The 24,710-nt window shown below is 63.3% G+C and carries 25 protein-coding genes, 2 tRNA genes and 2 pseudogenes; 20 read left to right on the forward strand and 9 right to left on the reverse strand.

What is annotated here, in order from left to right:
* Positions 1–25: 25 nt before the first annotated feature.
* A complete protein-coding gene (locus EUB48_RS11025; protein WP_142819100.1) occupies positions 26–988 on the reverse strand; it encodes an asparaginase in 963 nt (320 codons plus the stop codon).
* Between the two features lie 101 nt (positions 989–1,089).
* Here EUB48_RS11025 and lexA point away from each other — a divergent pair, with 101 nt between their 5' ends.
* Positions 1,090–1,776, forward strand: a complete 687-nt coding sequence (gene lexA, locus EUB48_RS11030; protein ID WP_142819102.1) for a transcriptional repressor LexA — start codon at positions 1,090–1,092, stop codon at positions 1,774–1,776.
* 478 nt (positions 1,777–2,254) lie between these two features.
* Here lexA and EUB48_RS11040 read toward each other — a convergent pair whose 3' ends face one another.
* Positions 2,255–2,770, reverse strand: coding sequence for a DUF1993 domain-containing protein (locus EUB48_RS11040; RefSeq protein ID WP_142819107.1), 516 nt, complete (start codon positions 2,768–2,770; stop codon positions 2,255–2,257).
* 101 nt (positions 2,771–2,871) lie between these two features.
* Between EUB48_RS11040 and EUB48_RS11045 the strand changes: the two genes are divergently transcribed.
* Positions 2,872–3,879 carry a D-2-hydroxyacid dehydrogenase family protein gene (locus EUB48_RS11045; protein WP_142819109.1) on the forward strand — a complete coding sequence of 336 codons (1,008 nt, stop codon included), beginning with the start codon at positions 2,872–2,874 and terminating at the stop codon, positions 3,877–3,879.
* Between the two features lie 51 nt (positions 3,880–3,930).
* Here EUB48_RS11045 and EUB48_RS11050 read toward each other — a convergent pair whose 3' ends face one another.
* Together EUB48_RS11050 and EUB48_RS11055 are read right to left on the reverse strand one after the other, a co-directional pair.
* Complete coding sequence (locus EUB48_RS11050) at positions 3,931–4,272, reverse strand: hypothetical protein (RefSeq protein WP_142819111.1); 342 nt, start codon at positions 4,270–4,272, stop codon at positions 3,931–3,933.
* Positions 4,250–5,800 (reverse strand): type IV pilus assembly protein FimV, encoded by a 1,551-nt coding sequence (locus EUB48_RS11055; RefSeq protein ID WP_142819113.1) that lies wholly within the window; start codon positions 5,798–5,800, stop codon positions 4,250–4,252. The genes EUB48_RS11050 and EUB48_RS11055 overlap by 23 nt, the downstream gene beginning before the upstream one ends.
* 69 nt (positions 5,801–5,869) lie before the next feature.
* On the opposite strand from EUB48_RS11055, the gene EUB48_RS11060 reads away from it, so the two are divergent.
* The 6 genes from EUB48_RS11060 (at position 5,870) to EUB48_RS11085 (ending at position 12,389) form a co-directional block, all read left to right on the forward strand.
* Positions 5,870–7,390: a 3-hydroxyacyl-CoA dehydrogenase gene (locus EUB48_RS11060; RefSeq protein WP_142819115.1), complete on the forward strand. Its 1,521-nt coding sequence runs from the start codon at positions 5,870–5,872 to the stop codon at positions 7,388–7,390.
* A gap of 50 nt (positions 7,391–7,440) precedes the next feature.
* A complete protein-coding gene (locus EUB48_RS11065; RefSeq protein WP_142819117.1) occupies positions 7,441–8,220 on the forward strand; it encodes an oxepin-CoA hydrolase, alternative type in 780 nt (259 codons plus the stop codon).
* A gap of 116 nt (positions 8,221–8,336) precedes the next feature.
* On the forward strand, positions 8,337–9,056 hold the full coding sequence (locus EUB48_RS11070) for a Crp/Fnr family transcriptional regulator (protein WP_077561214.1): 720 nt from the start codon (positions 8,337–8,339) through the stop codon (positions 9,054–9,056).
* Positions 9,057–9,074: 18 nt separating this feature from the next.
* Positions 9,075–10,160, forward strand: a complete 1,086-nt coding sequence (locus tag EUB48_RS11075; protein WP_142819119.1) for a phosphotransferase — start codon at positions 9,075–9,077, stop codon at positions 10,158–10,160.
* Positions 10,161–10,202: 42 nt separating this feature from the next.
* Complete coding sequence (locus tag EUB48_RS11080) at positions 10,203–11,462, forward strand: acyl-CoA dehydrogenase family protein (protein WP_142819121.1); 1,260 nt, start codon at positions 10,203–10,205, stop codon at positions 11,460–11,462.
* 234 nt (positions 11,463–11,696) lie between these two features.
* On the forward strand, positions 11,697–12,389 hold the full coding sequence (locus EUB48_RS11085; protein WP_210411617.1) for a glutathione binding-like protein: 693 nt from the start codon (positions 11,697–11,699) through the stop codon (positions 12,387–12,389).
* Positions 12,390–12,469: 80 nt separating this feature from the next.
* Here EUB48_RS11085 and EUB48_RS11090 read toward each other — a convergent pair whose 3' ends face one another.
* Positions 12,470–13,039, reverse strand: a complete 570-nt coding sequence (locus tag EUB48_RS11090; RefSeq protein ID WP_142819125.1) for a hypothetical protein — start codon at positions 13,037–13,039, stop codon at positions 12,470–12,472.
* 322 nt (positions 13,040–13,361) lie between these two features.
* Here EUB48_RS11090 and EUB48_RS11095 point away from each other — a divergent pair, with 322 nt between their 5' ends.
* Complete coding sequence (locus EUB48_RS11095) at positions 13,362–14,537, forward strand: M20 aminoacylase family protein (RefSeq protein WP_142819127.1); 1,176 nt, start codon at positions 13,362–13,364, stop codon at positions 14,535–14,537.
* Positions 14,538–14,629: 92 nt separating this feature from the next.
* Here EUB48_RS11095 and EUB48_RS11100 read toward each other — a convergent pair.
* Positions 14,630–14,706 (reverse strand) — tRNA-Arg (locus EUB48_RS11100).
* A gap of 44 nt (positions 14,707–14,750) precedes the next feature.
* Positions 14,751–14,827, reverse strand: a tRNA-Pro gene (locus tag EUB48_RS11105).
* A gap of 137 nt (positions 14,828–14,964) precedes the next feature.
* Here EUB48_RS11105 and EUB48_RS11110 point away from each other — a divergent pair.
* From EUB48_RS11110 to EUB48_RS11145, 8 genes are all read left to right on the forward strand, one after another.
* Positions 14,965–15,366 (forward strand): DUF488 domain-containing protein, encoded by a 402-nt coding sequence (locus EUB48_RS11110; protein ID WP_142819129.1) that lies wholly within the window; start codon positions 14,965–14,967, stop codon positions 15,364–15,366.
* A 130-nt stretch (positions 15,367–15,496) separates the two neighbouring features.
* Complete coding sequence (locus EUB48_RS11115; RefSeq protein ID WP_142819131.1) at positions 15,497–15,853, forward strand: DUF1304 domain-containing protein; 357 nt, start codon at positions 15,497–15,499, stop codon at positions 15,851–15,853.
* Positions 15,854–15,893: 40 nt separating this feature from the next.
* Entirely contained in the window at positions 15,894–16,364 is a 471-nt protein-coding gene (locus EUB48_RS11120; protein ID WP_142819133.1) for a flavodoxin domain-containing protein, read from the forward strand.
* Between the two features lie 141 nt (positions 16,365–16,505).
* Positions 16,506–17,693: an ABC transporter substrate-binding protein gene (locus tag EUB48_RS11125; protein WP_142819135.1), complete on the forward strand. Its 1,188-nt coding sequence runs from the start codon at positions 16,506–16,508 to the stop codon at positions 17,691–17,693.
* A 75-nt stretch (positions 17,694–17,768) separates the two neighbouring features.
* Positions 17,769–18,632: a branched-chain amino acid ABC transporter permease gene (locus EUB48_RS11130; protein WP_142819137.1), complete on the forward strand. Its 864-nt coding sequence runs from the start codon at positions 17,769–17,771 to the stop codon at positions 18,630–18,632.
* A 79-nt stretch (positions 18,633–18,711) separates the two neighbouring features.
* Positions 18,712–19,725, forward strand: coding sequence for a branched-chain amino acid ABC transporter permease (locus tag EUB48_RS11135; RefSeq protein WP_142819139.1), 1,014 nt, complete (start codon positions 18,712–18,714; stop codon positions 19,723–19,725).
* Positions 19,718–20,491 (forward strand): ABC transporter ATP-binding protein, encoded by a 774-nt coding sequence (locus tag EUB48_RS11140; RefSeq protein ID WP_142819141.1) that lies wholly within the window; start codon positions 19,718–19,720, stop codon positions 20,489–20,491. The genes EUB48_RS11135 and EUB48_RS11140 overlap by 8 nt, the downstream gene beginning before the upstream one ends.
* Before the next feature lies 1 nt (position 20,492).
* On the forward strand, positions 20,493–21,206 hold the full coding sequence (locus EUB48_RS11145) for an ABC transporter ATP-binding protein (protein WP_142819143.1): 714 nt from the start codon (positions 20,493–20,495) through the stop codon (positions 21,204–21,206).
* 12 nt (positions 21,207–21,218) lie between these two features.
* Here the strand turns inward: EUB48_RS11145 and EUB48_RS11150 are convergent.
* Positions 21,219–21,350, reverse strand: a pseudogene (locus EUB48_RS11150) (pirin-like C-terminal cupin domain-containing protein); the annotation flags it as partial.
* A gap of 9 nt (positions 21,351–21,359) precedes the next feature.
* The gene (locus EUB48_RS11155; protein WP_142819147.1) at positions 21,360–22,148 is read right to left on the reverse strand and encodes an IclR family transcriptional regulator domain-containing protein; all 789 of its coding nucleotides are present in this window, start codon (positions 22,146–22,148) and stop codon (positions 21,360–21,362) included.
* 135 nt (positions 22,149–22,283) lie between these two features.
* Here EUB48_RS11155 and pobA point away from each other — a divergent pair, with 135 nt between their 5' ends.
* From pobA to EUB48_RS11170, 3 genes and pseudogenes are all read left to right on the forward strand, one after another.
* Positions 22,284–23,465: a 4-hydroxybenzoate 3-monooxygenase gene (gene pobA, locus EUB48_RS11160; RefSeq protein WP_142819150.1), complete on the forward strand. Its 1,182-nt coding sequence runs from the start codon at positions 22,284–22,286 to the stop codon at positions 23,463–23,465.
* Positions 23,466–23,569: 104 nt separating this feature from the next.
* Positions 23,570–24,451 carry a CoA transferase gene (locus EUB48_RS11165; protein ID WP_142819152.1) on the forward strand — a complete coding sequence of 294 codons (882 nt, stop codon included), beginning with the start codon at positions 23,570–23,572 and terminating at the stop codon, positions 24,449–24,451.
* Between the two features lie 111 nt (positions 24,452–24,562).
* A pseudogene (locus EUB48_RS11170) lies at positions 24,563–24,700 on the forward strand (DUF1697 domain-containing protein); the annotation flags it as partial.
* Between the last annotated feature and the right edge of the window lie 10 nt (positions 24,701–24,710).

The raw sequence follows: 24,710 nt of genomic DNA on the forward strand, positions 1-24,710 counted from the left end.
TGCGTTCGCGCTGCGGCACCCTCAGTCAAGCGGGCATCAGCGCCAGCATCAGCGCCACGCGGGCCTTCGCGGCGGACAGACCCTGCGAATCGGGAATGGCATCACCCGGCTGGCCCAGCACCCGGCCGTTGGGGCAGCGGCTGGCGCGCACTACCTTGACACCGGCGCGCTGGGCTTTGAGCAGCGCAGCCTCCAGATCGTGGTGCAGCGTGCCGTTGCCGGTGGCGGCCACGACCAGGCCCTGCACGCCCTGCGCCACCAGCGCCTCCACCACGGCGCCACTGGCGCCGGCGTAGTTCATGACGATCTCGACGCGCGGCCAGTCCATGGTGTTTACTATATTTTCAATAGCATGCTGTTGTGACCCGACAAGGGCTTCGGGCCAATTTCGTAGCAAACGCAGCGCACCCTCCTCCACATACCCGAGCGGCCCGGCATCACCCGAGTTGAAGGCATTGATCCGGTAGGGATGCACTTTTTGCACGTCGAACGCGCTGTGGAGGGTGCCCGCACAGACGGCCACCACGCCGCGCGCGCCGGCGTGCATGGCCACCGCCACCGCGTCCAGCACATTCTGCGGCCCGTCGGGCGCAACGGACGTGGCCGGGCGCATGGCGCAGGTCAGCACCACCGGCTTGGCTGGATTGAGGACGGCCTGCAGGAAGTACGCGGTCTCCTCCAGCGTATCGGTGCCATGGGTGATGACGATGCCCTGCACTTCGGGCTGTGCCAGCCAGTGCGCCACGCGGCTGGCCAACTGCTGCCAGACGGCAAAACTCATGTCCTTGCTGTCGATCTGCGCCACCTGTTCGGTGATCAGCGCACGCCCGGCGAAGACTGAGGACAGTGCCGGAATGGCCTCCAGCAACTGCGCCACGCCGACCTGTGCAGCCGTGTAGCCGATGTTGTCGGCGGCGCTGTCCGCCGTGCCGGCAATCGTGCCGCCCGTGCCCAGCACCACGATTTTTTTGTCGATTTGTTGTGCCATGACTTGCAAACTTTCAAAAACTGGTTAAAAATACAGTTACTGGGTATTAAAACAGTAATCGCCATCCGGGCCCTGTTTCAAGCGCAGTCCAAGGAGTCATCATGATCGACCTGCCGCCGTTCCCACCCAAGCTCACCGCCCGCCAGCAGCAGATTCTGGACCTGATCCAGAGCGCCATTGCGCGCACCGGTGCGCCGCCCACACGTGCCGAAATCGCCGCCGAGCTCGGTTTCAAGTCCGCCAATGCGGCCGAAGAGCATCTGCAGGCGCTGGCCCGCAAAGGCGTGATCGAACTCGTCAGCGGCACCTCGCGCGGCATCCGCCTCAAAAGCGACGCGCTGCGCTCCATCAACGAATCGCGCTTCAAGCAGTTCTCCCTCCCCTTGCAAAGCCTGGCCCAACTCGCCCTGCCGCTGGTCGGGCGGGTGGCGGCCGGCGCCCCGATTCTCGCGCAGGAGCATGTGGACCAGACCTACTACGTGGAAAGCAGCCTGTTCCAGCGCAAGCCCGACTACCTGCTCAAGGTGCGCGGCATGTCCATGCGCGACGCCGGCATCATGGACGGCGACCTGCTGGCCGTGCAAGCCACCAAAGACGCCAAGAATGGCCAGATCGTGGTGGCACGGCTGGGCGACGAAGTCACGGTCAAGCGCTTTCGGCGCAACAAGCACCTGATCGAGCTGCACGCCGAGAACCCCGACTTCCAGACCATCATCGTCGAGCCCGGCGAGCCGTTCGAAATCGAGGGCCTGGCTGTGGGGCTGATCCGCAACACCATGCTCATGTAGGTTCAAGTTGCCGCTCCAGGTGACGGGCGTTTGATGGCTGCCGTACTGCAGCAGATCACAACCCTGGCGTGGCGATGTTTCAAGCAATCCTGTCTGTGTTCGACCCTCTTTTTTGATTGAAAGGTTTCACATGGGACTCGCATTGTTCACAGCCTCCAGGCTCTTCGCACCGCTTCACAACGCCATCAACTGGCTGATGCCGGGTATCCCCCGCAACACTTGGGCGCACCAGCCGGCGGCGGATGCCCGGCCTTATCAAGGTGCTATTAGCTCAATAGCTGCTCATGCCCATGTCACAAGGGCTTCAGGCCGAAATCATTCGAATACAGGCACGCACAGGCCGCTGCGCGTATTGCGTGTGGTGGACGCGAGTGCAGCGCCGGCCAGTGCCGGGCGGATGGTCATCTCTGGCCGCATGGCGGATGTATGCGCCGAACTGGAACGGCTGGCCGCCGGGGAAGCAACCCTGCACTGAGCCTCAGGCCTTTGCGCCCAGCAAATAATCGCGCTTGCCAATCTCCACCCCGTTATGCCGCAGGATGTCATAGGCGGTGGTCACGTGGAAGAACAGGTTCGGCAAAACCCAGCGCGTAAGGTAGGCCTCACCCTTCATGGTGTGGGTGGCATCGCGCCCGACCGGGAACGTAAAGTCCTTGTCTTCCGTTCCATCCAGCGCGCCGGCAGGCACCGTAGCCAGGTAGTCCAGCGTCTTTTGAATTCGCGCCTTCAGCTCGGGGATGGTGGATTCAAAATCTTCAAACTTCGGCGCTTCCATCCCGGCCAGCCTGGCAACGCCATTTTTTGCGGTGTCGCAGGCGATCAGGACTTGCCGCGTAAAAGGCAGCATGTCGGGGGCCAGCCGGTACTGCATCAGGATCGAAGCGTCGAATTTTTTTGCATCGGCACACGCTTGTGCCTTGTCCAGCAAATGACTCAGGTTGCCCAGCATGGTGGTAAAGACCGGCAGGCTGGCAGATGACATGGAAATTGACATGGTGATGGGTCCTGGTAACGAATGGAAAGGTATGCAGCCAGCGGTGTGAGGCGCTGGGCAGCTGTGAGCCGGCACGCCTGGAGCCAAGGCACAATGGCGCTATGAACATTGTGATTCTTGACGATTACCAGGACGCGGTTCGCAAACTGCAGTGTGCCAGCAAACTTGACGCCTACTCTGCCAAGGTTTTTACTAACACCGTGAAGGGCATGGGCCAGCTCGCGGTTCGACTCAAGGATGCCGACGTGATCGTCCTGATCCGCGAGCGCACCCAGTTCAGCCGGCAACTCATCGAAAAATTGCCAAAGCTCAAGCTGATTGCCCAAACCGGCAAGGTCGGCCGCCATATCGACGTCGCGGCATGCACCGAGCGGGGCATCGCCATTGCCGAAGGCGTGGGCTCGCCGCTGGCGCCGGCCGAGCTGACGTGGGCGCTCATCATGGCGGCGATGCGCCGCCTGCCGCAGTACATTTCCAATCTCAAGCACGGCGCCTGGCAGCAATCGGGACTCAAGACCGCCTCGATGCCGCCGAACTTCGGCATCGGCAGCGTGCTGCATGGCAAGACCCTGGGCATCTGGGGCTACGGCAAGATCGGACGCATCATTGCCGGTTACGGCAAATGCTTCGGCATGCACGTGATGGTCTGGGGTAGCGAGGCCTCGCGCAGCAAGGCCGTCAGCGATGGGCTGCTGGCAGCGGGTAGCCGCGAAGAATTCTTCTCCAGCGCCGATATCTTGTCAGTGCACCTGCGGCTCAATGACCAGACCAACGGTATCGTCACCCTCGACGATTTGTCACGCATGCGGCCCACCGCCCTGTTCGTGAACACGGCCCGGGCCGAGTTGATCGAGCCGGACGCGCTGATCTGCGCGCTCAACCGCGGCCGTCCCGGTATGGCGGCCGTGGATGTGTACGAGACCGAGCCGCCGCTGCAGGGTCATGCCCTCCTGCGCCTGGAAAACTGCATCTGCACGCCACACATCGGCTATGTGGAGCAAAGCAGCTACGAGATGTACTTCAGCGCGGCCTTCGACAATGTCGTCAACTACATCAAGGGCACGCCCACCAACATCGTCAACCCCGGCGCGCTACAGGTGCGTCGATAACGACCTCCCTGCCGGCAGAACCCCGGACACCTTTGGCGGCACCTCGGGGTCTCAAGGGCCGGAGGGGTCGCTCAAATCAATATCGAGCCCCAATCGGGGAGACGGCGGCGGCGGTGTCAAGGGAGGCATGGTGTCAGGCAACATCGCGGTGGCACGGGGGGCCTCCAGGTGCTTGTCGGCGCCCGTTGAAACAGCCACCTCCCTGGCAATCGAGAACAGCAGCAGCAATTCGCGGTAAGCCTCCGGATCAAACGGTTCCCCTTCAGCGTCGCTGGTGCCAGGCCGACGAAAAATCGAAGCTTCAATGACGTCAAGAACCTGAATGGAGGGCCAGAGCGCTTCTATGCGGGACAACGCGGCCGGGTACGCCTCAAGCCAGCCCTTTGCTGGCATCGCTGAATGCGCCAAACGGCGGCACCTGCACGTTGAAGGCCCGGGTGAAGTCCACGCGCAGGCGCTCGTAGTCGTCCCTGAGATCGAACCTGTGGTAGATGCCGAGCAGGTCAAGGTAGGCCAGCGGACTGGTGCCGGCGTTGTCGCCGATGTGCTGCCTCAGCAACTCGATGGCCTGCTCGTGCTGGCCCAGGGAGACAAAAAAATCGGCCTGCTGCTGGATATCGAACAGTTCTTCGGCATTCACCGCCCGCGCCGCCGGCGCCATGCTGGGAGAGAAGTCCGGGGACGGCCTGGCAGGGAGATGTTTGAGAGGGTCGTCATCCCCTGACTTTGCAACGCGCCCCGCCATCTGCTGGCTGCCACCGAACCGGCCACTCCCACGAGAAGGAGTTTGGGGAAATTGCTCGCTGAGCGGACTCACAATGGTGGCGCCAAGGGGGCCCAATGCATCTCCGTCATGAGCCGCCAAACCACGGTCATCGCCCCGCCAGGATCGACGGCCCGGGCCTCGCGCCCGACGCATCTGCCACCCAAGGTAGGCCGCCACACCGACTGCTGCCGCCAGCAAGGCCAGCAACGCGTACACCAGCGCGTTACTGAACCGCCGGTCTGCGGCCCTTTGCAGTTGAGTGCTGAGATCCAGCAGACTGGCCTGGTTTTTCAGGCTCTGGGCGCGCAGCGTGTTCATGTCGGCCTCCAGCGCCCGCATTCTTAGCGCATCTTGCAATGCATCCTGCGGCTGGACATTCAGGGTGCGCCACATGGCGGCCGCTTCTGCGCGTTTGGGGTCATTCTCGGCAGGAGGCGTTTGCAGCACACTGGAAATCCTGAGATCAGGGGAAGGTTCTGCCAGCAGGTCCAGTTTGAGCCGTGCCTTGGAGGCGATCTCTTCGCGCGCGAGCTTGCCGGCCGTCGGCGTGGCCGCCTTGGGCGAGACAGTGGCATTTGCGACACGGCGCCGCGGCGAACGGCGGGTGTGTGAGCGTGCGATGCGCCGGGCACCCGAGGCTGCCTTCGGACTTTGCGTGGCGACGGTCTGGCCGATGCCCGGTGAAGTCGGGCCCGAGTCGGGATTCAGGCCGGAAGATGCACTGCCGCCGCTGCTCTGCAATGGGCTCAGCGTGGCAAGCGGCGCCGGAGCCACCATGGCGACGTTCGGTGCATCCGCCAGCAAAACGTAGCGCCGCGTCACGGCCCCGGCACATCCCACGCGCAGATTCACCGTCACCACGGGCTCGTCCACCGCGACCGTCGAGCGGATCCGAACGATGACATCCTGGCGAGCCGATGCCGCCTGCGGCGCAATGCTGACCCGGCTGGGCGCCAGCCGGGTATTGGCATATAAAACATTGCCATCAAAGCACAGGGAAGAGGCGTCTTCGCCCGCTTCAAGTGCCACCGGCACGGAAACGTCAAGTGGCTGACCGACCAGCGCGGCCCCCCGCACGGCGTCCACGGTGAGCGCACGGCCGCTCAACGCAGCAAGCAACAGGGCGCCGCCAGCGGCAAAGTTACGGATATTCACAGTCGGACCCATCAGGTAACAAGAATTCTGACATACCGCCACGCTACGTGCTGCGTGATAATGTCCCGAATGAAACCTGTCTATGCAAATGTGGGAATAGTGGGCGCCGGGGCCATGGGTCGGGGCATCGCCCAGATCGCGGCGCAAGCCGGAAGCACCGTCAAGCTGTTTGACACCCAGCCCGGGGCCGTCGCCAAGGCGCGCGACGCGGTCTTCGCGCAGTGGGACAAGCTGCAGGAAAAGGGCCGCATGGATGCGGCCCAGGTTGTCGGCCAGAAAGCCCGCTTGCTGGCGACGGATTCGCTGCAGTCGCTGTCCGACTGCGACCTGATCATCGAGGCGGTAGTCGAGCGGCTGGACATCAAGAAAGCGCTGTTCTCGGAGCTTGAGAGTCTGGTGCGTCCGGGCGCGGTGCTGGCCACCAATACGTCATCGCTGTCCGTCACCGCCATTGCGGCAGGGTTGAAGCGCCCGCAGCAGTTTGCGGGCTATCATTTTTTCAACCCGGTGCCCCTGATGAAGGTGGTCGAGGCCGTTGCCGGACTCAAAACCGATCCCGCCATCTGCGCCAACCTGGCAGCCTATGCGAAGCAGATGGGCCACACCGCCGTGCAGGCCCAGGATACCCCCGGCTTCATCGTGAATCACGCGGGGCGCGGCTATGGCACCGAAGCCCTGCGCATCGTAGGCGAAGGCGTGGCCGATTTCGTCACCATTGACCGCATCTTGAGAGACCAGGTCGGCTTCAAACTCGGGCCGTTCGAGTTGATGGATCTGACGGCGCTGGACGTTTCGCATCCGGTGATGGAGTCCATCTACCAGCAGTACTACGAGGAACCGCGCTACCGCCCCAGTGTGATCACGGCCCAGCGGCTGGCCGCCGGCGTCGTCGGCAAGAAGGTCGGCGAGGGTTTTTATCGCTATGTGGACGGCGTAGCCCAAATCAGCCCCGAACCTGCGGTTGCGCAAGTGGATGAAATGCCGCCAGTGTGGGTGTCGCCGCGCGCGGCCCGTCGCGCGGAACTGCTCGCGTTGCTGAAATCCCTTGGGGCTTCGATTGAAACCGGCGCATCGCCGTCGCCCGCCGCGCTGACGTTGGTCGCACCTCTGGGGTTCGATGTCACCACCGTTGCCGTGGTCGAACGACTCGACCCTGCGCGCACCATCGGCATCGACATGCTGGTGGACGACGCCACGACCAAACGCCGCGTGCTGGCCACCAATCCGGCCACGCGCAGCGACATGCGTGATGCGGCCCATGCCCTGTTCGCCCGCGACGGCAAGGCGGTCAGTGTGATCCGCGACAGCGGTGGCTTTGTGACGCAGCGCGTCGTCGCCACCATCATCAACATCGCGGCCGATATGTGCCAGCAGCGCATCTGCTCGCCCAAAGACCTGGAGACCGCCGTGACGCTGGGCCTGGGTTATCCCCTGGGGCCGCTGGCCATGGGCGATCGCTACGGCCCCGCCAATGTGCTGGAGGTGCTGTTTAACATGCAGACCGTCTATGGCGATCCGCGCTATCGTCCCAGCCCGTGGCTGCGGCGCCGCGGCGCGATTGGCCTGAGCCTGCTGCATGAGGAACCGTGATACCTTGCGGGACAGATCTTCAGCTCTGTCCTCAACCAACCAAATAAATCATGCCCGCTGAACTCAAAAGCACCAGCCATGGCCAGACCATGGTGCTCACACTGAGCAATCCGGAGCATCGCAATGCGCTGGGGCCGGATATCTATGCCGCAGGCGTCGAGGCTCTGAATGTGGCGGAGTCCAGCACGGATGTGCGCAGCGTCGTCGTCGTGGGTGAAGGAGCGATCTTCAGTGCGGGCGGCAATCTGCAGCGCCTGCTGGCCAACCGGCAACAGCCGCCGGACTGCCAGGCGCAAAGCATCGAAGGTTTGCACAGCTGGATCGAGGCCATCCGCGCTTTCCCGAAGCCGGTGATCGCGGCAGTGGAAGGTGCGGCAGCAGGCGCCGGGTTCTCGCTGGCACTGGCTTGCGATTTCCTCGTCGCCGCCACCAACGCGGTATTCGTGATGGCGTACAGCAACATCGCCCTGTCGCCCGACGGCGGCGGCAGCTGGAGCCTCGCCCGCGCCCTGCCCCGTCAACTGGTCACCGAGCTGATGATGTGCGGTGAACGGATCAGCGCGCAGCGCCTGCATGAGCTGGGCGTGGTGAATCGGCTGGCCGATGCGGGCGGCGCACTGACCGAGGCCCTGGCGCTCGCCGCGAGCCTGAACGCCCGGGCACCGAATGCGCTGGCGAGCATCAAGGAGCTGGTCAATGAGGCGTCGCACAACACTTTGAGCGGCCAGCTTGCAGCCGAGCGCGATCACTTTGTACGGAACCTGCACCACGCCAATGCCGGGATCGGGATCGCCGCCTTTTTAAGCAAGCAGACGCCACGCTTCGAATAGCCGCCGGCATTTGCCTCGGCCTTGAATAAGGCAGACACTCAGGTGACATCCCCAATGCGGGCGCCTGGTCCCGCACGCGACAATGGAGGCGTTATCAGTCACCCAAAAGACAGGTTATGGACGACCCCATTCTTACCATCGAAGAACGTGAAGCGATCAATTCCGGTCGCTGGTTTTCATCACTTTCTCCATCGCTACGACACGACATTCTTCGATGCGCCTACGTCAAACGTTACAAGGATGGCGAGCTGATCGCTGCGCGCGGCGATCCGCCGGAGGAATGGATTGCCTGTGCCCGGGGTGCCGTCAGAGTCAGTTCGACTTCCATCTCGGGCAAGCAGATCACCCTGACCTACGTGGAGCCAGGCATCTGGTTTGGCGATGTCTCGATTTTCGACGGAGACCGGCGCACCCACGATGCCTATGCGCATGGCGAGACCACCATCCTGTGCGTGGCCAAAACCGATTTCAAGAAGATTCTCGCGGCGCATGTGGAACTCTACGAAGCCATGCTGCGCCTGCATGCCCGCCGCATTCGCCAGCTGTATGGCCTGGTCGAAGACCTCAACACACTGCCCCTGCGCGCCCGTCTGGCCAAGCAGTTGCTGCATCTGGTGCGCAGCTATGGCGTGCCGAGCCTGTCGGACAGCAGCGAAGTGCGTATCGGCCTGCATCTGGCGCAGGAAGAACTGGCCCAGTTGCTGGGAGCCTCGCGCCAGCGGGTCAACCAGGAACTCAAGGCCATGGAGCGCGAGGAAGCCATTCGCATCGAGCCGGCTGGATTGACGATCCGAAACCGCGATGCGCTCATGCGCATCGTTGATGCAGACAACTGAAACCATAAAACTCCCATCATGAGCGACTTTGATCATTTCGTCGGCACCCGTTCTGTTTCTGACCAGCATCTGTTCGATGTGGCGGCCCTGACTGCCTGGCTTGATAAAAATCTGGACGGATTTGCGGGCCCCTTGAGCGTTGAGATGTTCAAGGGCGGCCAGTCCAATCCCACCTACAAACTGATCACGCCCGGACAAAGCTACGTGATGCGCGCCAAACCCGGACCCGTCGCCAAGCTGCTGCCGTCGGCTCATGCGGTGGAGCGCGAGTTTGCCGTGATGAGCGGCCTGCAGGGCACCGATGTGCCGGTGCCGCGCATGTACTGCCTGTGCGAGGACGAGTCCGTCATCGGCCGGGCGTTCTACATCATGGAGTTCATGCAGGGCCGCGTGTTGTGGGACCAAGCCCTGCCCGACATGGACCGGGCCGGGCGCGGCGCCATCTACAACGAAATGAACCGCGTCATCGCGGCGCTGCACAAGGTTAAATATGCCGAGCGCGGCCTCGCCAACTATGGCAAACCCGGCAATTACTTTGAACGCCAGATCGGTCGCTGGAGCAAGCAATACGTGGCCTCCATCACGCAGCCGATTCCCGAGATGGACCAGTTGATGCAATGGCTGCCCGCGCACATGCCTGCCAGTGCGCTGGATGCAAGCAAAGTCAGCATCGTGCACGGCGACTTCCGGCTCGACAACCTCATGTTCCACCCCACCGAGCCGCGCGTGCTGGCCGTGCTGGACTGGGAACTGTCCACCCTGGGCCATCCGCTGGCCGACTTCAGCTACCACTGCATGGCCTGGCACATTCCACCGGGCGCATTCCGCGGCATCGGCGGACTGGATGTGGCCAGCCTCGGCATTCCGACCGAAGACGAGTACATCCGCCTGTATTGCGAACGCACCGGGCTGAGCACCCCCGAGGCGCTCAAGGCCGACTGGAACTTCTACATGGCCTACAACCTGTTCCGCCTCGCGGCCATTTTGCAAGGCATCGCCAAACGCGTGGAGACAGGAACTGCCTCCAGCGCGCAGGCCGCGAAATCAGCCGCCGGCACCGTCCCGCTGGCGCAAATGGCCTGGAAATTTGCCCGGCAAGCCTGAGCACCATTCATTCACCTCAACCCCGAGACATCAGGAGCCCTTATGGATTTCGAATACACCCCCAAAGTCAAGGCCATGCAGGCGCGCCTGCTCAAGTTCATGGACGAGCACATTTACCCGAATGAAGCCCGGTTCATCCGCGAGATTGCCGAAAACCGGGCCAAGGGCAATGCCTGGATCCCGACCACCATCATCGAAGAACTCAAGCCCAAGGCCCGTGCCGCAGGACTGTGGAACCTGTTTTTGCCGCACTCGCCGCGCGCGCCGGAGGGGTTGTCCAACCTCGAATACGCGCCGCTGTGCGAGATCATGGGCCGCGTGCCCTTTGCGCCCGAAGTCTTCAACTGTTCGGCCCCCGATACCGGCAACATGGAAACCATTGAGCGCTACGGCTCCGAGGCCAACAAGGACCACTGGCTGGAGCCTCTGCTCAAGGGTGAAATCCGCTCGGCCTTCTTGATGACCGAGCCGGAAGTGGCGTCATCGGACGCCACCAACATCCAGTGCAGCATCCGCCGCGAAGGCGACGAATACCTCATCAATGGCCGCAAATGGTGGTCGTCCGGTGCCGGCGACCCACGCTGTGCCATCTACATCGTGATGGGCAAGACCAACCCCGATGCCGGACGCCATGAGCAGCAGTCGATGATTCTGGTGCCCGCCAATGCGCCCGGCATCAAGGTGCTGCGCCCCTTGTCGGTATTCGGCTACGACGATGCGCCGCATGGCCACATGGAGGTGCTGCTGGAGAACGTGCGCGTGCCGGCATCCAACCTGCTGCTGGGCGAGGGCCGTGGCTTCGAGATCGCCCAGGGGCGCCTTGGCCCGGGACGCATTCACCACTGCATGCGCTCGATCGGCATGGCCGAGCGTGCGCTGGAGCTGATGTGCAAGCGCCTGAACACGCGCGTGGCGTTCGGCCGCGAGATTGCCCGCCAGTCGGTCTGGCAGGAGCGCGTGGCCGAGGCCCGCTGCATGATCGAGCAGGCGCGCCTGCTCACGCTCAAGGCCGCCTACATGATGGACACGGCGGGCAACAAGGTGGCCAAGGCCGAGATCGCGATGATCAAAATCGTCGCGCCCACCATGGCCTGCCAGATCATCGACTGGGCCATCCAGGCCCACGGCGGCGGCGGCGTGTCGGACGACTTCCCGCTGGCCTACGCCTATGCGCACCAACGCACGCTGCGGCTGGCCGACGGCCCGGACGAAGTGCACCGCGCCTCGCTCGCCAAGCTGGAGTTTGCCAGGCACCTGCTGGTGCACGGCGAAGTCCAGATGCCGATTACGCGCGGAGGTTGAGCCCCCACGCTTGCCACTGCGTGTGCTGCGCTGGGCTCGCGCAGCGTCCGTGCGCGCAGCTGTACAGTGGAGCGAGCCCATGCCGGGCCTGCGCTATGCACGTGCCGAGGCATCACGCTTCGGTCCGGCCCCCGAGGGGGCTGAACTTGCTCGGGGCGGCCCTTCGCTGCGTTCCTGAGCCAGCACAAGGTGGCAGCCGGGAGGAAAATGGCTCCTTTGCAAAGGAGTCTCTCCGTGATTGAAATTTTCTCCTGGCCAACACCCAACGGCCACAAGATCCACATCATGCTGGAAGAATGTGGCCTGCCCTACCGGGTGCACCCAGTCAACATCGGCGCTGGCGACCAGTTCAAGCCGGATTTTCTCAAGATCAGCCCGAACAACAAGATCCCGGCGATGACCGACCCGCAGGGACCGGAAGGCAAGCCGATTTCGCTGTTCGAGTCGGGGGCCATCCTGTTGTACCTGGCCGCGAAAACGGGCAGGTTCCTGCCCCAAAGCGATCACCAGAAATACGAAGTACTACAGTGGCTGATGTTCCAGATGGGCAGCATTGGGCCCATGCTCGGTCAGGCTCATCATTTCAGGACGTACGCGCCCGAAAAACTGGAATACGCGATCAACCGCTACACCAATGAAGCCAAACGTCTCTACGGCGTCATGGACAGACAGCTGGGCAAGAACCCCTACATCGCCGGCAGCCAGTACACGATCGCCGACATCGCCATCTTCCCGTGGCTGCGCAGCTGGCAAAACCAGGGCATCGACTGGGCGGACTACCCGCACCTTAAAGCCTGGTTCGACAAAATCGCACAGCGCCCGGCCGTCATGCGCGGCGTGCAGGTGCTGGCGGATTTGCGCAGGCCCATTACCGGTGACAAGGAGCGTGAGATATTGTTTGGAGCAACCCAGTATCAAAAGCGATAGCCGATCCCCGCAGGGAGTCGAAAATCAGGCTGTAATTCGCATGAATGCTGGAAGCAAGGGTATTTGCGGATTCATGTTCGTTAATTTATTTCGCCAAAATTCGTTGAGCTCAGGTCAGACTGACCCACAGCGTTCACGCGGGCAAGCGCATCGCGAGTCTCGAAATTCACGCGGGTAGTGCGAGGGGCCTGCATCACAGCAACCGCACCTTGGCGGTCAACCGAACGCCAGTACATGGCCGTGACGACAATCCCGTGCCGTCTCTCGGCCAGCCGGATGACCAGCGATTCGACTTCCACTTGCCGACCTGGGCCGCCCTGCAGGGGTGCCGATGTATCCATCAAAACGGCGAACTTGTTGCCTTTTCGGCTCAACGAGAGAACCTTGAATTTGTAGCTTCCCGAAAGAACCTCGGACAGGAGCATCGCATCACGCACTATCTTGAACACCAGCTCGCGATTGGCAACCATCCTGGCACGTGCCGCTGCCTGTTGCCCATGTTCGGACCGACGAGCCGCAGAATCACCGGCGGCGCGAGAACGATCAGATGTCCTCTTCGCTTGAGACGGGAGTTTGAAAAACAGATTGAACAAGGAAAGCAAAGAGAACTCCGCAAGGACGGGACTCGCCCCTGCTTCTTGATCACGCAAATTGCCCCCTCATTTTTCTGGTTTGGAAAAGTGTACCAACAGGGCCGTGGCATCCGGCGCGCCGCTCGCGAACAGAACGAAATTTAGGCAGCACTGTTGTATAGGCGCACCTGCCAATCGAGCCGGTTAGAACCTTGGAGCTAATCGCAGAGGTGCTCCGCGAAATGCCCTCCGATCGGTGCAGCGCCATCCGAGAGCTGGCCGGCCACCCACATCGCGACAGAATCTAAAATGCGTGGGACTCGCCCGAGGCCAGACCTGCACAGGTATCGCACGTGCGATGCATTCCGTGGCGCCGCCGGCGGACCCGAGAGGAACACACATGACCACTGATAGCGCCCTTTTGCCTGACATCGTCGATAACCTGCCGGAGATGCTGGCGCTGCGCCACCGAATCCATGCGCACCCCGAACTGGCCTACGAGGAGTTCGCTACGAGCGATCTCGTCACCGAGAAGCTGCGGGCCTGGGGCTACGCCATCCATCGCGGCTTGGGCGGGACGGGCGTGGTCGCCACTTTGACGAAAGGCCATGGCAGCAAGGCGATCGGCGTGCGCGCGGATATGGACGCACTGCCCATTCACGAAACCACCGGCCTGTCCTATGCCAGTACGGTCGGCGGCAAGATGCACGCCTGCGGCCACGACGGCCACACCGCCACGCTGCTGGCGGCGGCGCGCCACCTGGCACACCAGAGCGACTTCGATGGCACCGTGCACCTGATTTTCCAGCCGGCCGAAGAAGGCCAGGCCGGCGCGCGCAAGATGATCGAGGATGGCCTGTTCGAGAAGTTTCCGTGCGATGCGGTCTTCGCGTACCACAACATGCCGGGCTTCCCGGCTGGCAAATTCGGTTTCCTCGCCGGCAACTTCATGGCTTCGTCCGACACTGTGATCATCACGGTCAAGGGCCGGGGCGGCCATGGCTCGGCGCCGCACATGTCGATCGACGCCGTGGTGGTGGCGTCGTACATCGTCATCGCGCTGCAGAGCATTGTCTCGCGCAATGTCGATCCACGGCAGATGGCGGTCATCAGCGTCGGCGCCATCCACGCCGGCAATGCGCCCAACGTGATCGCCGATACAGCCGAGATGCGCCTGACTGTGCGGGCCTACAGCCCCGAGGTGCGCGCCCAGTTGCGCGAACGCATCACCGCGCTGGTGCAGGCACAGGCGCAAACACTGGGCGCCAGCGCCGAAATCGACTACCAGTGGCGCTACCCGGCGCTGCAGAACGATCCGGCCATGACCGCGTTCGCGCGCCAGGTCGCGATAGACCACTTCGGCGAGGCGTCGCTGATCCCCGACATGGAGCCGCTGACCGGCAGTGAAGACTTCTCCTTCATGCTCGAAGAAAAGCCGGGCTGCTACTTCACGATCGGCAACGGGGACGGCGAAGGCGGCTGCATGGTGCACAACCCCGGCTACGACTTCAACGACGCGATTCTGCCGATCGGGGCCAGCTACTGGGTCAGGCTGGTCGAGCGCTTCCTTGCCTGAAGCAGTTGCTCCGGACGTGAGACGAAAAAACCGACAACACCGAGAACCATGGGGGAGTTTGAGACGGCTTGATACGGGGTGATATGCCGATTTGGTCTGCCCGGAGGGGATCGAACCCCCGACCCACAGCTTAGAAGGCTGTTGCTCTATCCAACTGAGCTACGGGCAGATGGAAAAAAGGCCCACGGAGTGAGCCTTTTTTTCATTGATAAATGGTCGGGGCGAAAGGATTCGAACCTTCGACCCTCTGGTCCCAAACCAGATGCGCTACCAGGCTGCGCTACGCCCCGACAGCGGGTATTCTACCGTGAGAGCCGTGTGACAAGGGCCGTATCGGTCCGCAAAATCAGCCCGGGTGCAAAACAACCGCGGCGAGCCGAACGACGTAAAGTACCCGCCAACGCTTGTTATCCAGAAGGAGATTGCAATGACCGCACGCATCATCCGGCTCGGCACGCCGAGAACGGCTGACGAGGGCCTTCGCATCGGCACGGTCAGGCGACCACCGCGCGGCGTGCCCAAGGCCGAGTTCTCATCGCAGAATTGGTATGACGTGTGGTACCCCAATCTCGCCCCCAGCGTGGAAACCATGAAGTTCGCACAGGCCACCCAGCATGACCAGCCTGGTGGCGCTCGCGAGTGGGCGGCCTTCAGAAAAAAATACCGCGCGGAAATGGCCGAGCCGGATGCCAGCCGCAGCCTGGACCTGCTCGCTGCGCTGTCCCACCACGCCAACTTCGCCATGGGTTGCTATTGCGAAGACGAGGCGCATTGCCACCGCTCGCTGCTGCGCGAACTGCTCAGCGAGCGAGGTGCCAAGGTGGGGTGAGCACCAAACACTACGGTCGCGCGGCGCACCGGTGCCGGAACATCGAGATCGACAGCCCTGGTGACCGCAGGTAGTATCGCGCCTGACTCGCCACCGGCCCACGCGGCGCCTCCGTTTTCAGGAACATCCAGTGACCTTGATTGCCAATACCCTCGTCGCCCTTCTCGCCTTGCTGCACGTCTACATCCTCATGCTGGAGATGTTCCTCTGGGACAAGCCGCTGGGGCTCCGGGCCTTCAACCAGACGCCTGCCTCCGCCGCGCAGACGAAGGTGCTAGCGGCCAACCAGGGGCTGTACAACGGCTTTTTGGCTGCTGGGCTGTTCTGGGGTTTGAGCCTGGGTCAGGCCGGGTTCTCGATCAAGGTATTTTTTTCCATATGCGTGTTGGTGGCCGGCGTGTACGGTGCGGCCACGGCGTCACGAAAAATCCTGTTTGTGCAGGCCTTGCCGGCCACCTTGACGCTGATTTTTCTGCTGCTGAGCTGATCTCGGGCAAATGACCACCCCCTCTTTCGAGAACTGACTGATGAAACTCAAAATCCTGGTGGGAACCATGACGGGCACCGCCGACTACGTCGCGCAGGCCATCCAGATGGATTGCGCCGATCTGGTGGACGAGATCGAGGTCCTGATGATGGACGGCCTGGATATCCATGCCTTTGGCGATGCGTCCGAACAAGGGCTGCTCCATCTCATTTGCACCTCGACCTACGGAGCCGGTGATGTACCCGACAACGCGCGCGCCCTGTACGAGTCGCTCGACGCGCAGCCTCGGTACCTCGGGCACGTCCGCTACGGTGTGATCGCGCTGGGCGACAGCGCCCACCAGCAGACCTTCTGCTTCGGCGGCAAGAAATTCGACGAGCGACTGCAGGACCTTGGCGCGCAGCGGGTGGGTGAGGTCTGGTGCCACGACGCCAGCAGCGGCACGATGGCAGAGGCCGAGGGCACCGCCTGGTGCCACGAATGGCTGGCCCGGGCAATCGCAGCGGCGTGAGTCCGGCTCACGTGTGCCGGCGCATTTCATTTAACCTTCAACAATTCATCTCTAAACTTCGGGTTTTTCACTAGGGTCTGGGGGGCCTGAGGCCGGTAACATGCAAACACCGTATTTCGCTGCATGACCCAAGGAGTTTTCATGACCTCTCGCCGCCTCGTTTTAACCCAAAGTGCCGCCCTCATCGGCGCCACCTCTACCGGCCTGCTGCTGCCTGCAATCGCCCGCGCGCAAGGCAACAAGGTGCGCGTCGGCCTGATGCTGCCCTACACGGGCACCTATGCACAGCTCGGCGTGGCGATCGAAAACGGCTTTCGCATGGCGATTGACGAGCAGGGCGGCAAGCTGGGCGGCCGCGAGATTGAATACTTCAAGGTGGATGACGAGTCCGATCCGTCCAAGGCCATCGAAAATGCCAACAAGCTGGTGCAGCGCGACAAGGTCGATGTGCTGGTCGGCACCGTTCACTCCGGCGTGCAGATGGGCATCCAAAAGGTGGCACGCGAGTCCGGCGTGCTCAGCCTGATCCCCAACGCCGGCGTGGAGGCCGCCACCCGCGCCCTGTGCGCACCCAATGTGTTCCGCACCAGCTTCACCAACTCGCAGCCAACGCTCGCGCTGGGCAAGGTGTTGATGGACAGGGGCCACAAGAAGGCAGTCTGGATCACCTGGAAATACGCTGCGGGCGACGAAGCGTTTGGCGGCTTCAAGGAAAGCTACACCAAGGCCGGCGGCACCATTGTCAAGGAGCTCGGGCTGCCCTTCCCCAACGTCGAGTTCCAGGCATTGCTGACCGAGATTGCCGCGCTCAAACCCGACGCGGTGGCCTGCTTCTTTGCCGGTGGCGGTGCCGTCAAGTTCATGAAGGACTATGCCGCTGCCGGCCTCAAAGGCAAGATTCCGCTGTACGGCTCGGGCTTCCTGACCGAAGGCGTGCTGGACGCCGCCGGTCCGGCCGCCGACGGCATCATGACCACCCTGCATTACAGCGATTCCCTGAATACGCCGCGCAACCATTCCTTCCGTCTGGCGTACGCCAAGGCGTTTCGCTCGCAGCCCGACGTTTACGCGGTGCAGGGCTACGACACGGGCCTGCTGCTGGTGCATGGCGCGAACGCTGTGAAGGGTGATCTGGCCAGCAAGCCTGCGTTCTACAAGGCGATGGAGACCGCCACCATCGACAGCCCGCGCGGCAAGTGGACCATGAGCAAAGCCCACAACCCGGTGCAGGACATCTACCTGCGCGTGGTCGAGAACCGCGAAAACAAGGTGCTCGGCGTCGCGGCCAAGGCCCTCTCGGACAGCGGCGCCGGCTGCAAGATGGTGTGATGCCGCGTTAAACTCGCTTGGTGCGCGGTGCACCGATCAACGGCGGAGCTCATCCGCCGTTTTCATTTCTCACTGATGGACTTCCCCACCTTCCTCATCCAGCTCCTCAACAGCGTGCAGTACGGCCTGCTGCTGTTCATGCTGGCCGCCGGGCTCACGCTGATCTTCGGCATCATAGGGGTGGTCAACCTCGCGCACGGCAGCTTTTACATGCTGGGCGCCTACCTGGCGTATTCGCTCAGCAGCCTGCTGGGCAGCCTCGCTGTGGCCATCGCCTGCGGCGCCGTGTTGTCGGTCATTTTTGGCCTGGCGCTGGAGTGGCTGCTGTTTCGCCACTTTTACGAGCGCGACCATCTGGACCAGGTGCTGCTGACGTTTGGCCTGATCTACATTTTTGAAGAAATGCGCTCCATCCTGTGGGGTGACGATGTGCACAGCGTGCCGATTCCGGATGTCCTCGCTGCCTCCATCCCGCTGACCGACACCCTGTCGTACCCCGTGTACCGGCTGGTCATCTCCGGTGTCTGCGTGGCACTGGCCATCGGACTGTATTTGCTGATCTCGAAAACCCGCCTGGGCATGAAGATTCGCGCCGGTGCCTTCAACCGCGACATGACCGAGGCGCTGGGCGTCAACATCAAGCTGATCCACGCGATCGTGTTTGCGCTGGGTGTCGCGCTGGCCTCGGTGGCAGGCATGATTGCCGCGCCCGTTTCCAGCGTCTATCCCAACATGGGCTCGCAGGTGCTGATCATGTGCTTCGTGGTAGTGGTGATTGGCGGCATTGGCTCGGTGCGCGGTGCGCTGATCGCGGCGCTGCTGGTGGGCCTGGTGGACACCTTCGGCAAGGTCCTGCTGCCGCACATATCGGGCATGCTGGTGTACATGCTGATGGCCGCCGTGCTGCTGTGGAAGCCGCAAGGTTTGTTCAAGCAATGAGTAACGCAGGACCGCTCCAAGGTACGAAGGCCCCCTCGGGGGGCAGCGCCGCACGCGCAGCGGCAAGCGTGGGGGCTACATGAGCGCGCCAAAGGCCAATCTGGAGGTTCTGCCGCGAAGCGTGCAGGTGGCGCTGACGCTCGGTCTGGGAGCGCTGCTCGCCTTCCCGTTTGCCGGCAGCGATTTTTATACGCAGATGGTCACGCGCATGATGATCATGGCGATTTTTGCGATGAGCCTGGACTTGCTGCAGGGCGTCACCGGCCTGGTGTCGCTCGGTCATGCCGCCTACTTCGGGCTGGCAGGCTATGCACTGGCCTTTTTGACTCCTGCGGGCGCCGCGGTCAGCCTGTGGTGGACGCTGCCGGCCGCCGTGGCGGCCTCGGGCCTGGCGGCGCTCATCATCGGCTTCTTCGTGGTGCGCACCCAGGGCATCTACTTCATCATGGTCACCATGGCATTCGCGCAGATGGTGTTCTACCTGTTCTTCGACAACAAGGTGCTGGGCGGCTCCGACGGGCTGTACATCAACTTCAAGCCCGATGCCAGCATCTTCGGCTGGGTGCCGTTCGATCTGGACAGCAAGGCGACGATGTACTACGTCACGCTGGCCCTCATGCTGCTGGTCTATGTGTTCCTGCGCCGCCTGCTGTGGAGTCCTTTTGGCCGCGCGCTCGCCGGCATTCGCGTGAACGAGCACCGCATGCGCGCCATGGGCTTCGGCACCTTTGGCTACAAGCTCTCGGCCTTTACGCTGGCCGGTGCGCTGGCCGGGCTCGCGGGCTATCTCTGGGGCTGCCAGACCGGCTACATGAATCCCGAGCTGATGGGTTTTTACATGAGCGCCGACGCCCTCATGATGGTGATCCTGGGCGGCATGGGCAATTTCGCCGGGGCGATTGTCGGTGCGTTTGCGTTCGAGGTCCTGCTGAACGTGTTCAAGGATCTGCCGCAGGTCGGCGGTATCAATCTGGGCAAACACTGGCAGTTGTGGATAGGCCTGTTCATCGTCCTGGTCGTGACGTTTGCGCCGCGCGGGCTGCTCGGCCTGGTTCAACGCCTGCGCCCGCGCAAGGAGAGCGCCGGTGAGTGAAGTCCTCCTGTCCGCCACCAACCTCGTCAAACGCTTTGGTGGCCTGGCCGCGGTCAACGACGTCTCCATTGATTTGTGGCGCAACCGCATTCACGCCGTGATCGGCCCCAATGGCGCCGGCAAATCGACATTGACCCACCTGCTGTCCGGCGACCTGCCGCCGACCACGGGCTCGGTGTCCATCGGTGGCAAGGACGTGACGGGCTGGGCGCCCGAGCGGATCTCGCACCAGGGACTGGGCCGCAGCTACCAGAAGACGAATATCTTTCTGCCCTTCACGGTATGGGACAACGTGCGGCTGGCGGCCCAGTCACGCGAGGCCCAAAGCCCATGGAACCCGCTCGGCTGGTTCTCCGACACCCGCCGTGTCGCTACGAAATCAGTAGCTACTCATGCACGCTGCGAAAGGGCTATCGAGCTTTCCGGCTTGAAAGACCGGCGGCGTGCGGTGGCCAGCACCATCAGCCACGGCGAGCAGCGCCAGCTCGAGATCGCCATGACGCTGGCCACCGAGCCGCAGGTGCTGCTGCTCGACGAGCCGCTGGCCGGCATGGGCGTGGCGGAGGCCGAACGCATGGTGGCGCTGTTGCTGCTCATCAAGCGCGAGCACGCCATGCTGCTGGTCGAGCACGACATGGACGCCGTCTTCGCACTGGCCGACCGGCTCACCGTCATGGTGAACGGCCAGGTGATCGCCAGCGGCACGCCGGCGGAAATACGCGCCGACGCGGGTGTGCAGGCGGCCTATCTGGGCGAGGAGCATTGACATGGCACCGATGCTGATCAACGCCCAAAAACTCAACACCTACTACGGCGCCAGCCACATCCTGCGCGGCATCGATTTTGCGGTGGCGCGCGGAGAAACCATCGGCCTGATGGGCCGCAACGGCATGGGCAAGAGCACTCTGCTCAAAAGCCTGATGGGCCTGGTCAAGCCGCGCTCGGGCTCGGTCGAGATCATGGGCCGATCGATGATGGGGCGCGCGCCCTACGAGATTGCGCAGCTCGGTATCGCCTACGTGCCCGAAGGCCGCGGCATCTTTGGCAATCTGAGCGTGGTGGAAAACTTGAAAATGGCGGCGCGCGCGGGCACGCAGGGGCAGCGCGACTGGACCTACGAGCGCGTGCTCGACACCTTTCCGCGCCTGACGGAGCGGCTGAACCACGGCGGCCAGCAGCTCTCGGGCGGCGAGCAGCAGATGCTGACCATCGGCCGCGCGCTCATGACCAATCCCGATGTGCTGATCCTCGACGAAGCCACCGAGGGTCTGGCGCCACTGATCGCGCGCGAAATCTGGCGCATCTGTGGCGTGATTCGCGAGAGCGGCCTCAGCAGCGTGATCGTGGACAAGAACTGGAAGCAGGTCACCCAGATCACCGACCGCAACGTGATCCTGGTCAAGGGCCAGGTGGCGTTCTCCGGTACGTCAGCCGAGCTGCTGGCCAGGCCCGAGGTGCTGAGCCAGCACCTCGGGGTCTAACGCAACGACCCCTCAAGCAGAAGCCGCGGCCGCGATCCGGCCCATGCGGCCGCTCTGAAAGTCGAAAAACGCCTGCCGGATTTCGGCCTCGGAATTCATCACGAACGGCCCGTAGCCCACGAACGGCTCATTCGTCGGCTCGCCATGACGAAGCTACAACAGCGGGCGCAGCTCCCGCGCCGCTTCCAGCAACAACGGCAGCAAATCGCGCTGCATCACGCCCGCCTCCAGCCGCTGCGGTGAGGCCACCACGTTGAGTGCCGCCACGGTGCGGCCCTGCATGTTGCGCAGCGGCACTGCGAGCGCATGCACGCCGAGTTCGTGCTCCTCGCTGGCCACGCAGTAGTCGTCGGCGCGTACCTGCTCGATCAGGGCGCGGAATTTCTTCGGCTCCACCACCGTGTGCGACGTCAGGCGCGGCAGCTCGCGGCCCCCGGGCTGCCCTTCGCCCTTCATCCAGGCGTTGAAATCGCTTTTGCGCCTGGCGGCCAGCAATACCCGGCCCGTCGAGGTCGCGTGGGCCGGCAGCCGTGCGCCCAGGTGCAGGCCGTAAGCCAGCACGCGGGTCGAGCCGCTGCGCGCCACGATCACCACCTGTTCGCCGTCCAGCACCACGGCCGAGAACGACTCGGCCGTCTGCGCGGCCAGCCGGTTCAGCGTGGGCTGCAGCACACGCGGCAGGCGCGCCGATGCCAGGTAGCTGCCCGAAAAGCGCAGCACCTTGGACGACAGCCAGAAATAGCTACCATCGGTCTCCAGATAGCCCAGATGCGCGAGCGTGAGCAGATGCCGGCGCGCCGCCGCACGTGTCATCCCGGCGCGCTGCGCCGCCAGCGTGGCGTTGAGCCGCTGGCGCTCGGTGCTGAAACTCTCCAGCACGGCCATGCCGCGGGCCATGCCCTCAATCAAATCCGCCTTGGCGATACCCGTGTTGCTGTCCATGCCTGGTGCCTCGCTGACTGCGCGATCATCGCGCAACTATCACAATCATCGCACACTGTCCCATCGCGAGGGCTGGCGCAGCGGCAGCGCCCGGCCTAACCTAGCGGGATTCAAACAAGGACAAGGAGATACATCATGCGTACGCAGGTTGCCATCATCGGTGCGGGTCCCTCGGGCCTGCTGCTCGGCCAGTTGCTGCACAAGGCCGGTGTGGACGCCGTGATCGTGGAGCGCAAAAGCGCCGACTACGTGCTCGGGCGCATCCGCGCCGGGGTGCTCGAGCAGATCACCATGGACCTGCTCGACGAAGCAGGTGTCGGCGCGCGCATGCACGTGGAGGGCCTGATCCACGACGGCATCAACCTGCTGTTCAAGGGCCAGCGCCACCGCATCGACATGCGCGAGCTCACGGGCGGCAGCAAGGTCATGGTCTATGGCCAGACCGAGGTCACGCACGACCTGATGAATGCGCGCCAGGCCGCGGGCCTCACCACGGTGTATGAGGCCGGCAACGTCAGCGTGCACGACTTCGACGGCGCCAGGCCGACCGTGCGCTACGAGAAGGACGGCCAGACGCATGAGATCGAGTGCGACTTCATCGCCGGCTGCGACGGCTACCACGGCGTCAGCCGCGCCAGCGTGCCGGCCAGTGCCTTGCGCACCTACGAGAAGGTGTACCCGTTCGGCTGGCTCGGCATCATGGTCGATGCGCCGCCCGTGGCGCACGAGCTGATCTACGCCAACAGCCAGCGCGGCTTTGCGCTGTGCAGCATGCGCAGTACCCACCGCAGCCGCTACTACCTGCAGTGCTCGATGGACGAGAAGGTGGCCAACTGGAGCGACGAGGCCTTCTGGAACGAGCTGCGCCTGCGCCTGGATCCCGAGGCGGCCGAGCACCTGGTCACCGGCCCTTCCATCGAAAAAAGCATCGCGCCGCTGCGCAGCTTTGTGGCGGAGCCGATGCGCTTCGGCCGCCTGTTCCTGGCTGGCGACGCGGCACACATCGTGCCGCCCACCGGCGCCAAGGGGCTGAACCTTGCAACCTCGGACGTGAGCTACCTGTCAAAGGCGCTGATCGAGTTCTATAAGGAGAAGTCCAGCGTCGGCATCGACCACTACTCCGACCACTGCCTGCGCCGCGTCTGGAAAGCCGCGCGCTTCTCGTGGTGGTTCACCTCGCTGATGCACAAGTTTCCCGACACGGGCGAGTTCGGCCAGAAGATCCAGGAGGCCGAGCTCGACTACCTCGTGCATTCGCGTGCCGCGTCCACCGCGCTGGCCGAAAACTACGTGGGCCTGCCAATGGAGACGAACTGACCGGGTCGGCGCGCAGCCGCCGTTTGTAATAAATTTAAGAGAAATAGCGCTCAAGCCCTTATGATACATGCGCGAGTAGCTCCTTAATTTATAGCAAATTGCTTATGCCCACGCCATCGCTTAAACCACCCCAGCCCCTCAAGGGCATCCGCGTTCTCAGCCTCGCCGTCAACCTGCCCGGCCCGGCGGCGCTGATGCGCTGCCGCCAGATGGGCGCCAGCTGCATCAAGCTCGAGCCGCCCTCCGGCGACCCGATGGGCCACTACAACAAGGCCGCCTACGCGCAACTGCACGAGGGCGTGAAGGTATCGAGCGCCGACCTCAAGACCGAGGCGGGCCAGAAGGCGCTGCACCGCGCGCTGGCCAGGGCCGATGTGCTGCTCACTTCCTTTCGCCCTTCCGCGCTGGAGAAGTTGAAGCTCGGCTGGAAAGCCCTGCACAAGCAATACCCCGACCTGTCGCAAGTTGCCATCGTCGGCGCGCCCGGCGTTCGCGCCGAAGAACCCGGCCACGACCTGACCTACCTCGCCGACAACGGCCTGGTCAATGGATTGGAACTGCCGCCCACGTTGTACGCCGACATGGGCGGCTCGCTGATGGCCAGCGAAGCCGTCTTGCAGGCGACGCTGGCGCAGCGGGCTAAAGGCAAAGGCGTGTTCATCGAAGTCGCGCTGTCAAGCGCCGCGGGCTACCTCGCGCTGCCCCGCACGTGGGGCCTGACGCTGCCCACCGGCTCGGTCGGCGGCGCCCACGCAGGTTACCGCGTGTATCCCTGCAAGGACGGCCGCGTGGCCGTGGCTGCGCTGGAGCCGCACTTTGCCGCAGCGCTGTGCGCGGCGGCCGGCGTGGCCAGCGCCGACATGCGTGCCATGTTCGCGCCGGCGACACACCGGGCCATCGCGGCCTTTTTGCTGACGCGCACGCGCAAGCAGCTCGACAAGCTGGCGGTGGAAAAAGACATTCCGCTGCATACGCTGGCGAAGTGACGCATGCCGAGATGGCCGCTACCGAATACCGGTGGGCTGGGCCTGTGTTACGACCGCATTCGAGCAGACGCAGACACTCAACCCCTCGGCCAAGGTGGCTAGAATTTTTCGATGACTGTTTTCATTGCTCTCCTGCGAGCCGTCAACGTCGGAGGAACCGGCAAGCTGGTGATGCGCGACCTGAAGTTCATTTGCGAGCGGGCGGGCTTCAGGCGGGTCCAAACCTACATCGCCAGCGGTTCTGAAATTTAAGTTGCAG

This window comes from Rhodoferax sediminis (assembly GCF_006970865.1).
Lineage (GTDB): Bacteria > Pseudomonadota > Gammaproteobacteria > Burkholderiales > Burkholderiaceae_C > Rhodoferax_A > Rhodoferax_A sediminis.

What these genes read in the sequence shown, in the direction of transcription:
- EUB48_RS11080 (WP_142819121.1), top strand. Translation starts at nt 10,203, where the DNA reads ATGGATTTCGAATACACCCCCAAAGTCAAGGCCATGCAGGCGCGCCTG.
- EUB48_RS11120 (WP_142819133.1), top strand. Translation starts at nt 15,894, where the DNA reads ATGAAACTCAAAATCCTGGTGGGAACCATGACGGGCACCGCCGACTAC.
- lexA (WP_142819102.1), top strand. Translation starts at nt 1,090, where the DNA reads ATGATCGACCTGCCGCCGTTCCCACCCAAGCTCACCGCCCGCCAGCAG.
- EUB48_RS11095 (WP_142819127.1), top strand. Translation starts at nt 13,362, where the DNA reads ATGACCACTGATAGCGCCCTTTTGCCTGACATCGTCGATAACCTGCCG.
- EUB48_RS11045 (WP_142819109.1), top strand. Translation starts at nt 2,872, where the DNA reads ATGAACATTGTGATTCTTGACGATTACCAGGACGCGGTTCGCAAACTG.
- pobA (WP_142819150.1), top strand. Translation starts at nt 22,284, where the DNA reads ATGCGTACGCAGGTTGCCATCATCGGTGCGGGTCCCTCGGGCCTGCTG.
- EUB48_RS11155 (WP_142819147.1), bottom strand. Translation starts at nt 22,148, where the DNA reads ATGGACAGCAACACGGGTATCGCCAAGGCGGATTTGATTGAGGGCATG.
- EUB48_RS11060 (WP_142819115.1), top strand. Translation starts at nt 5,870, where the DNA reads ATGAAACCTGTCTATGCAAATGTGGGAATAGTGGGCGCCGGGGCCATG.
- EUB48_RS11025 (WP_142819100.1), bottom strand. Translation starts at nt 988, where the DNA reads ATGGCACAACAAATCGACAAAAAAATCGTGGTGCTGGGCACGGGCGGC.
- EUB48_RS11040 (WP_142819107.1), bottom strand. Translation starts at nt 2,770, where the DNA reads ATGTCAATTTCCATGTCATCTGCCAGCCTGCCGGTCTTTACCACCATG.
- EUB48_RS11165 (WP_142819152.1), top strand. Translation starts at nt 23,570, where the DNA reads ATGCCCACGCCATCGCTTAAACCACCCCAGCCCCTCAAGGGCATCCGC.
- EUB48_RS11075 (WP_142819119.1), top strand. Translation starts at nt 9,075, where the DNA reads ATGAGCGACTTTGATCATTTCGTCGGCACCCGTTCTGTTTCTGACCAG.
- EUB48_RS11110 (WP_142819129.1), top strand. Translation starts at nt 14,965, where the DNA reads ATGACCGCACGCATCATCCGGCTCGGCACGCCGAGAACGGCTGACGAG.
- EUB48_RS11125 (WP_142819135.1), top strand. Translation starts at nt 16,506, where the DNA reads ATGACCTCTCGCCGCCTCGTTTTAACCCAAAGTGCCGCCCTCATCGGC.
- EUB48_RS11135 (WP_142819139.1), top strand. Translation starts at nt 18,712, where the DNA reads ATGAGCGCGCCAAAGGCCAATCTGGAGGTTCTGCCGCGAAGCGTGCAG.
- EUB48_RS11130 (WP_142819137.1), top strand. Translation starts at nt 17,769, where the DNA reads ATGGACTTCCCCACCTTCCTCATCCAGCTCCTCAACAGCGTGCAGTAC.
- EUB48_RS11145 (WP_142819143.1), top strand. Translation starts at nt 20,493, where the DNA reads ATGGCACCGATGCTGATCAACGCCCAAAAACTCAACACCTACTACGGC.
- EUB48_RS11065 (WP_142819117.1), top strand. Translation starts at nt 7,441, where the DNA reads ATGCCCGCTGAACTCAAAAGCACCAGCCATGGCCAGACCATGGTGCTC.
- EUB48_RS11050 (WP_142819111.1), bottom strand. Translation starts at nt 4,272, where the DNA reads ATGCCAGCAAAGGGCTGGCTTGAGGCGTACCCGGCCGCGTTGTCCCGC.
- EUB48_RS11070 (WP_077561214.1), top strand. Translation starts at nt 8,337, where the DNA reads ATGGACGACCCCATTCTTACCATCGAAGAACGTGAAGCGATCAATTCC.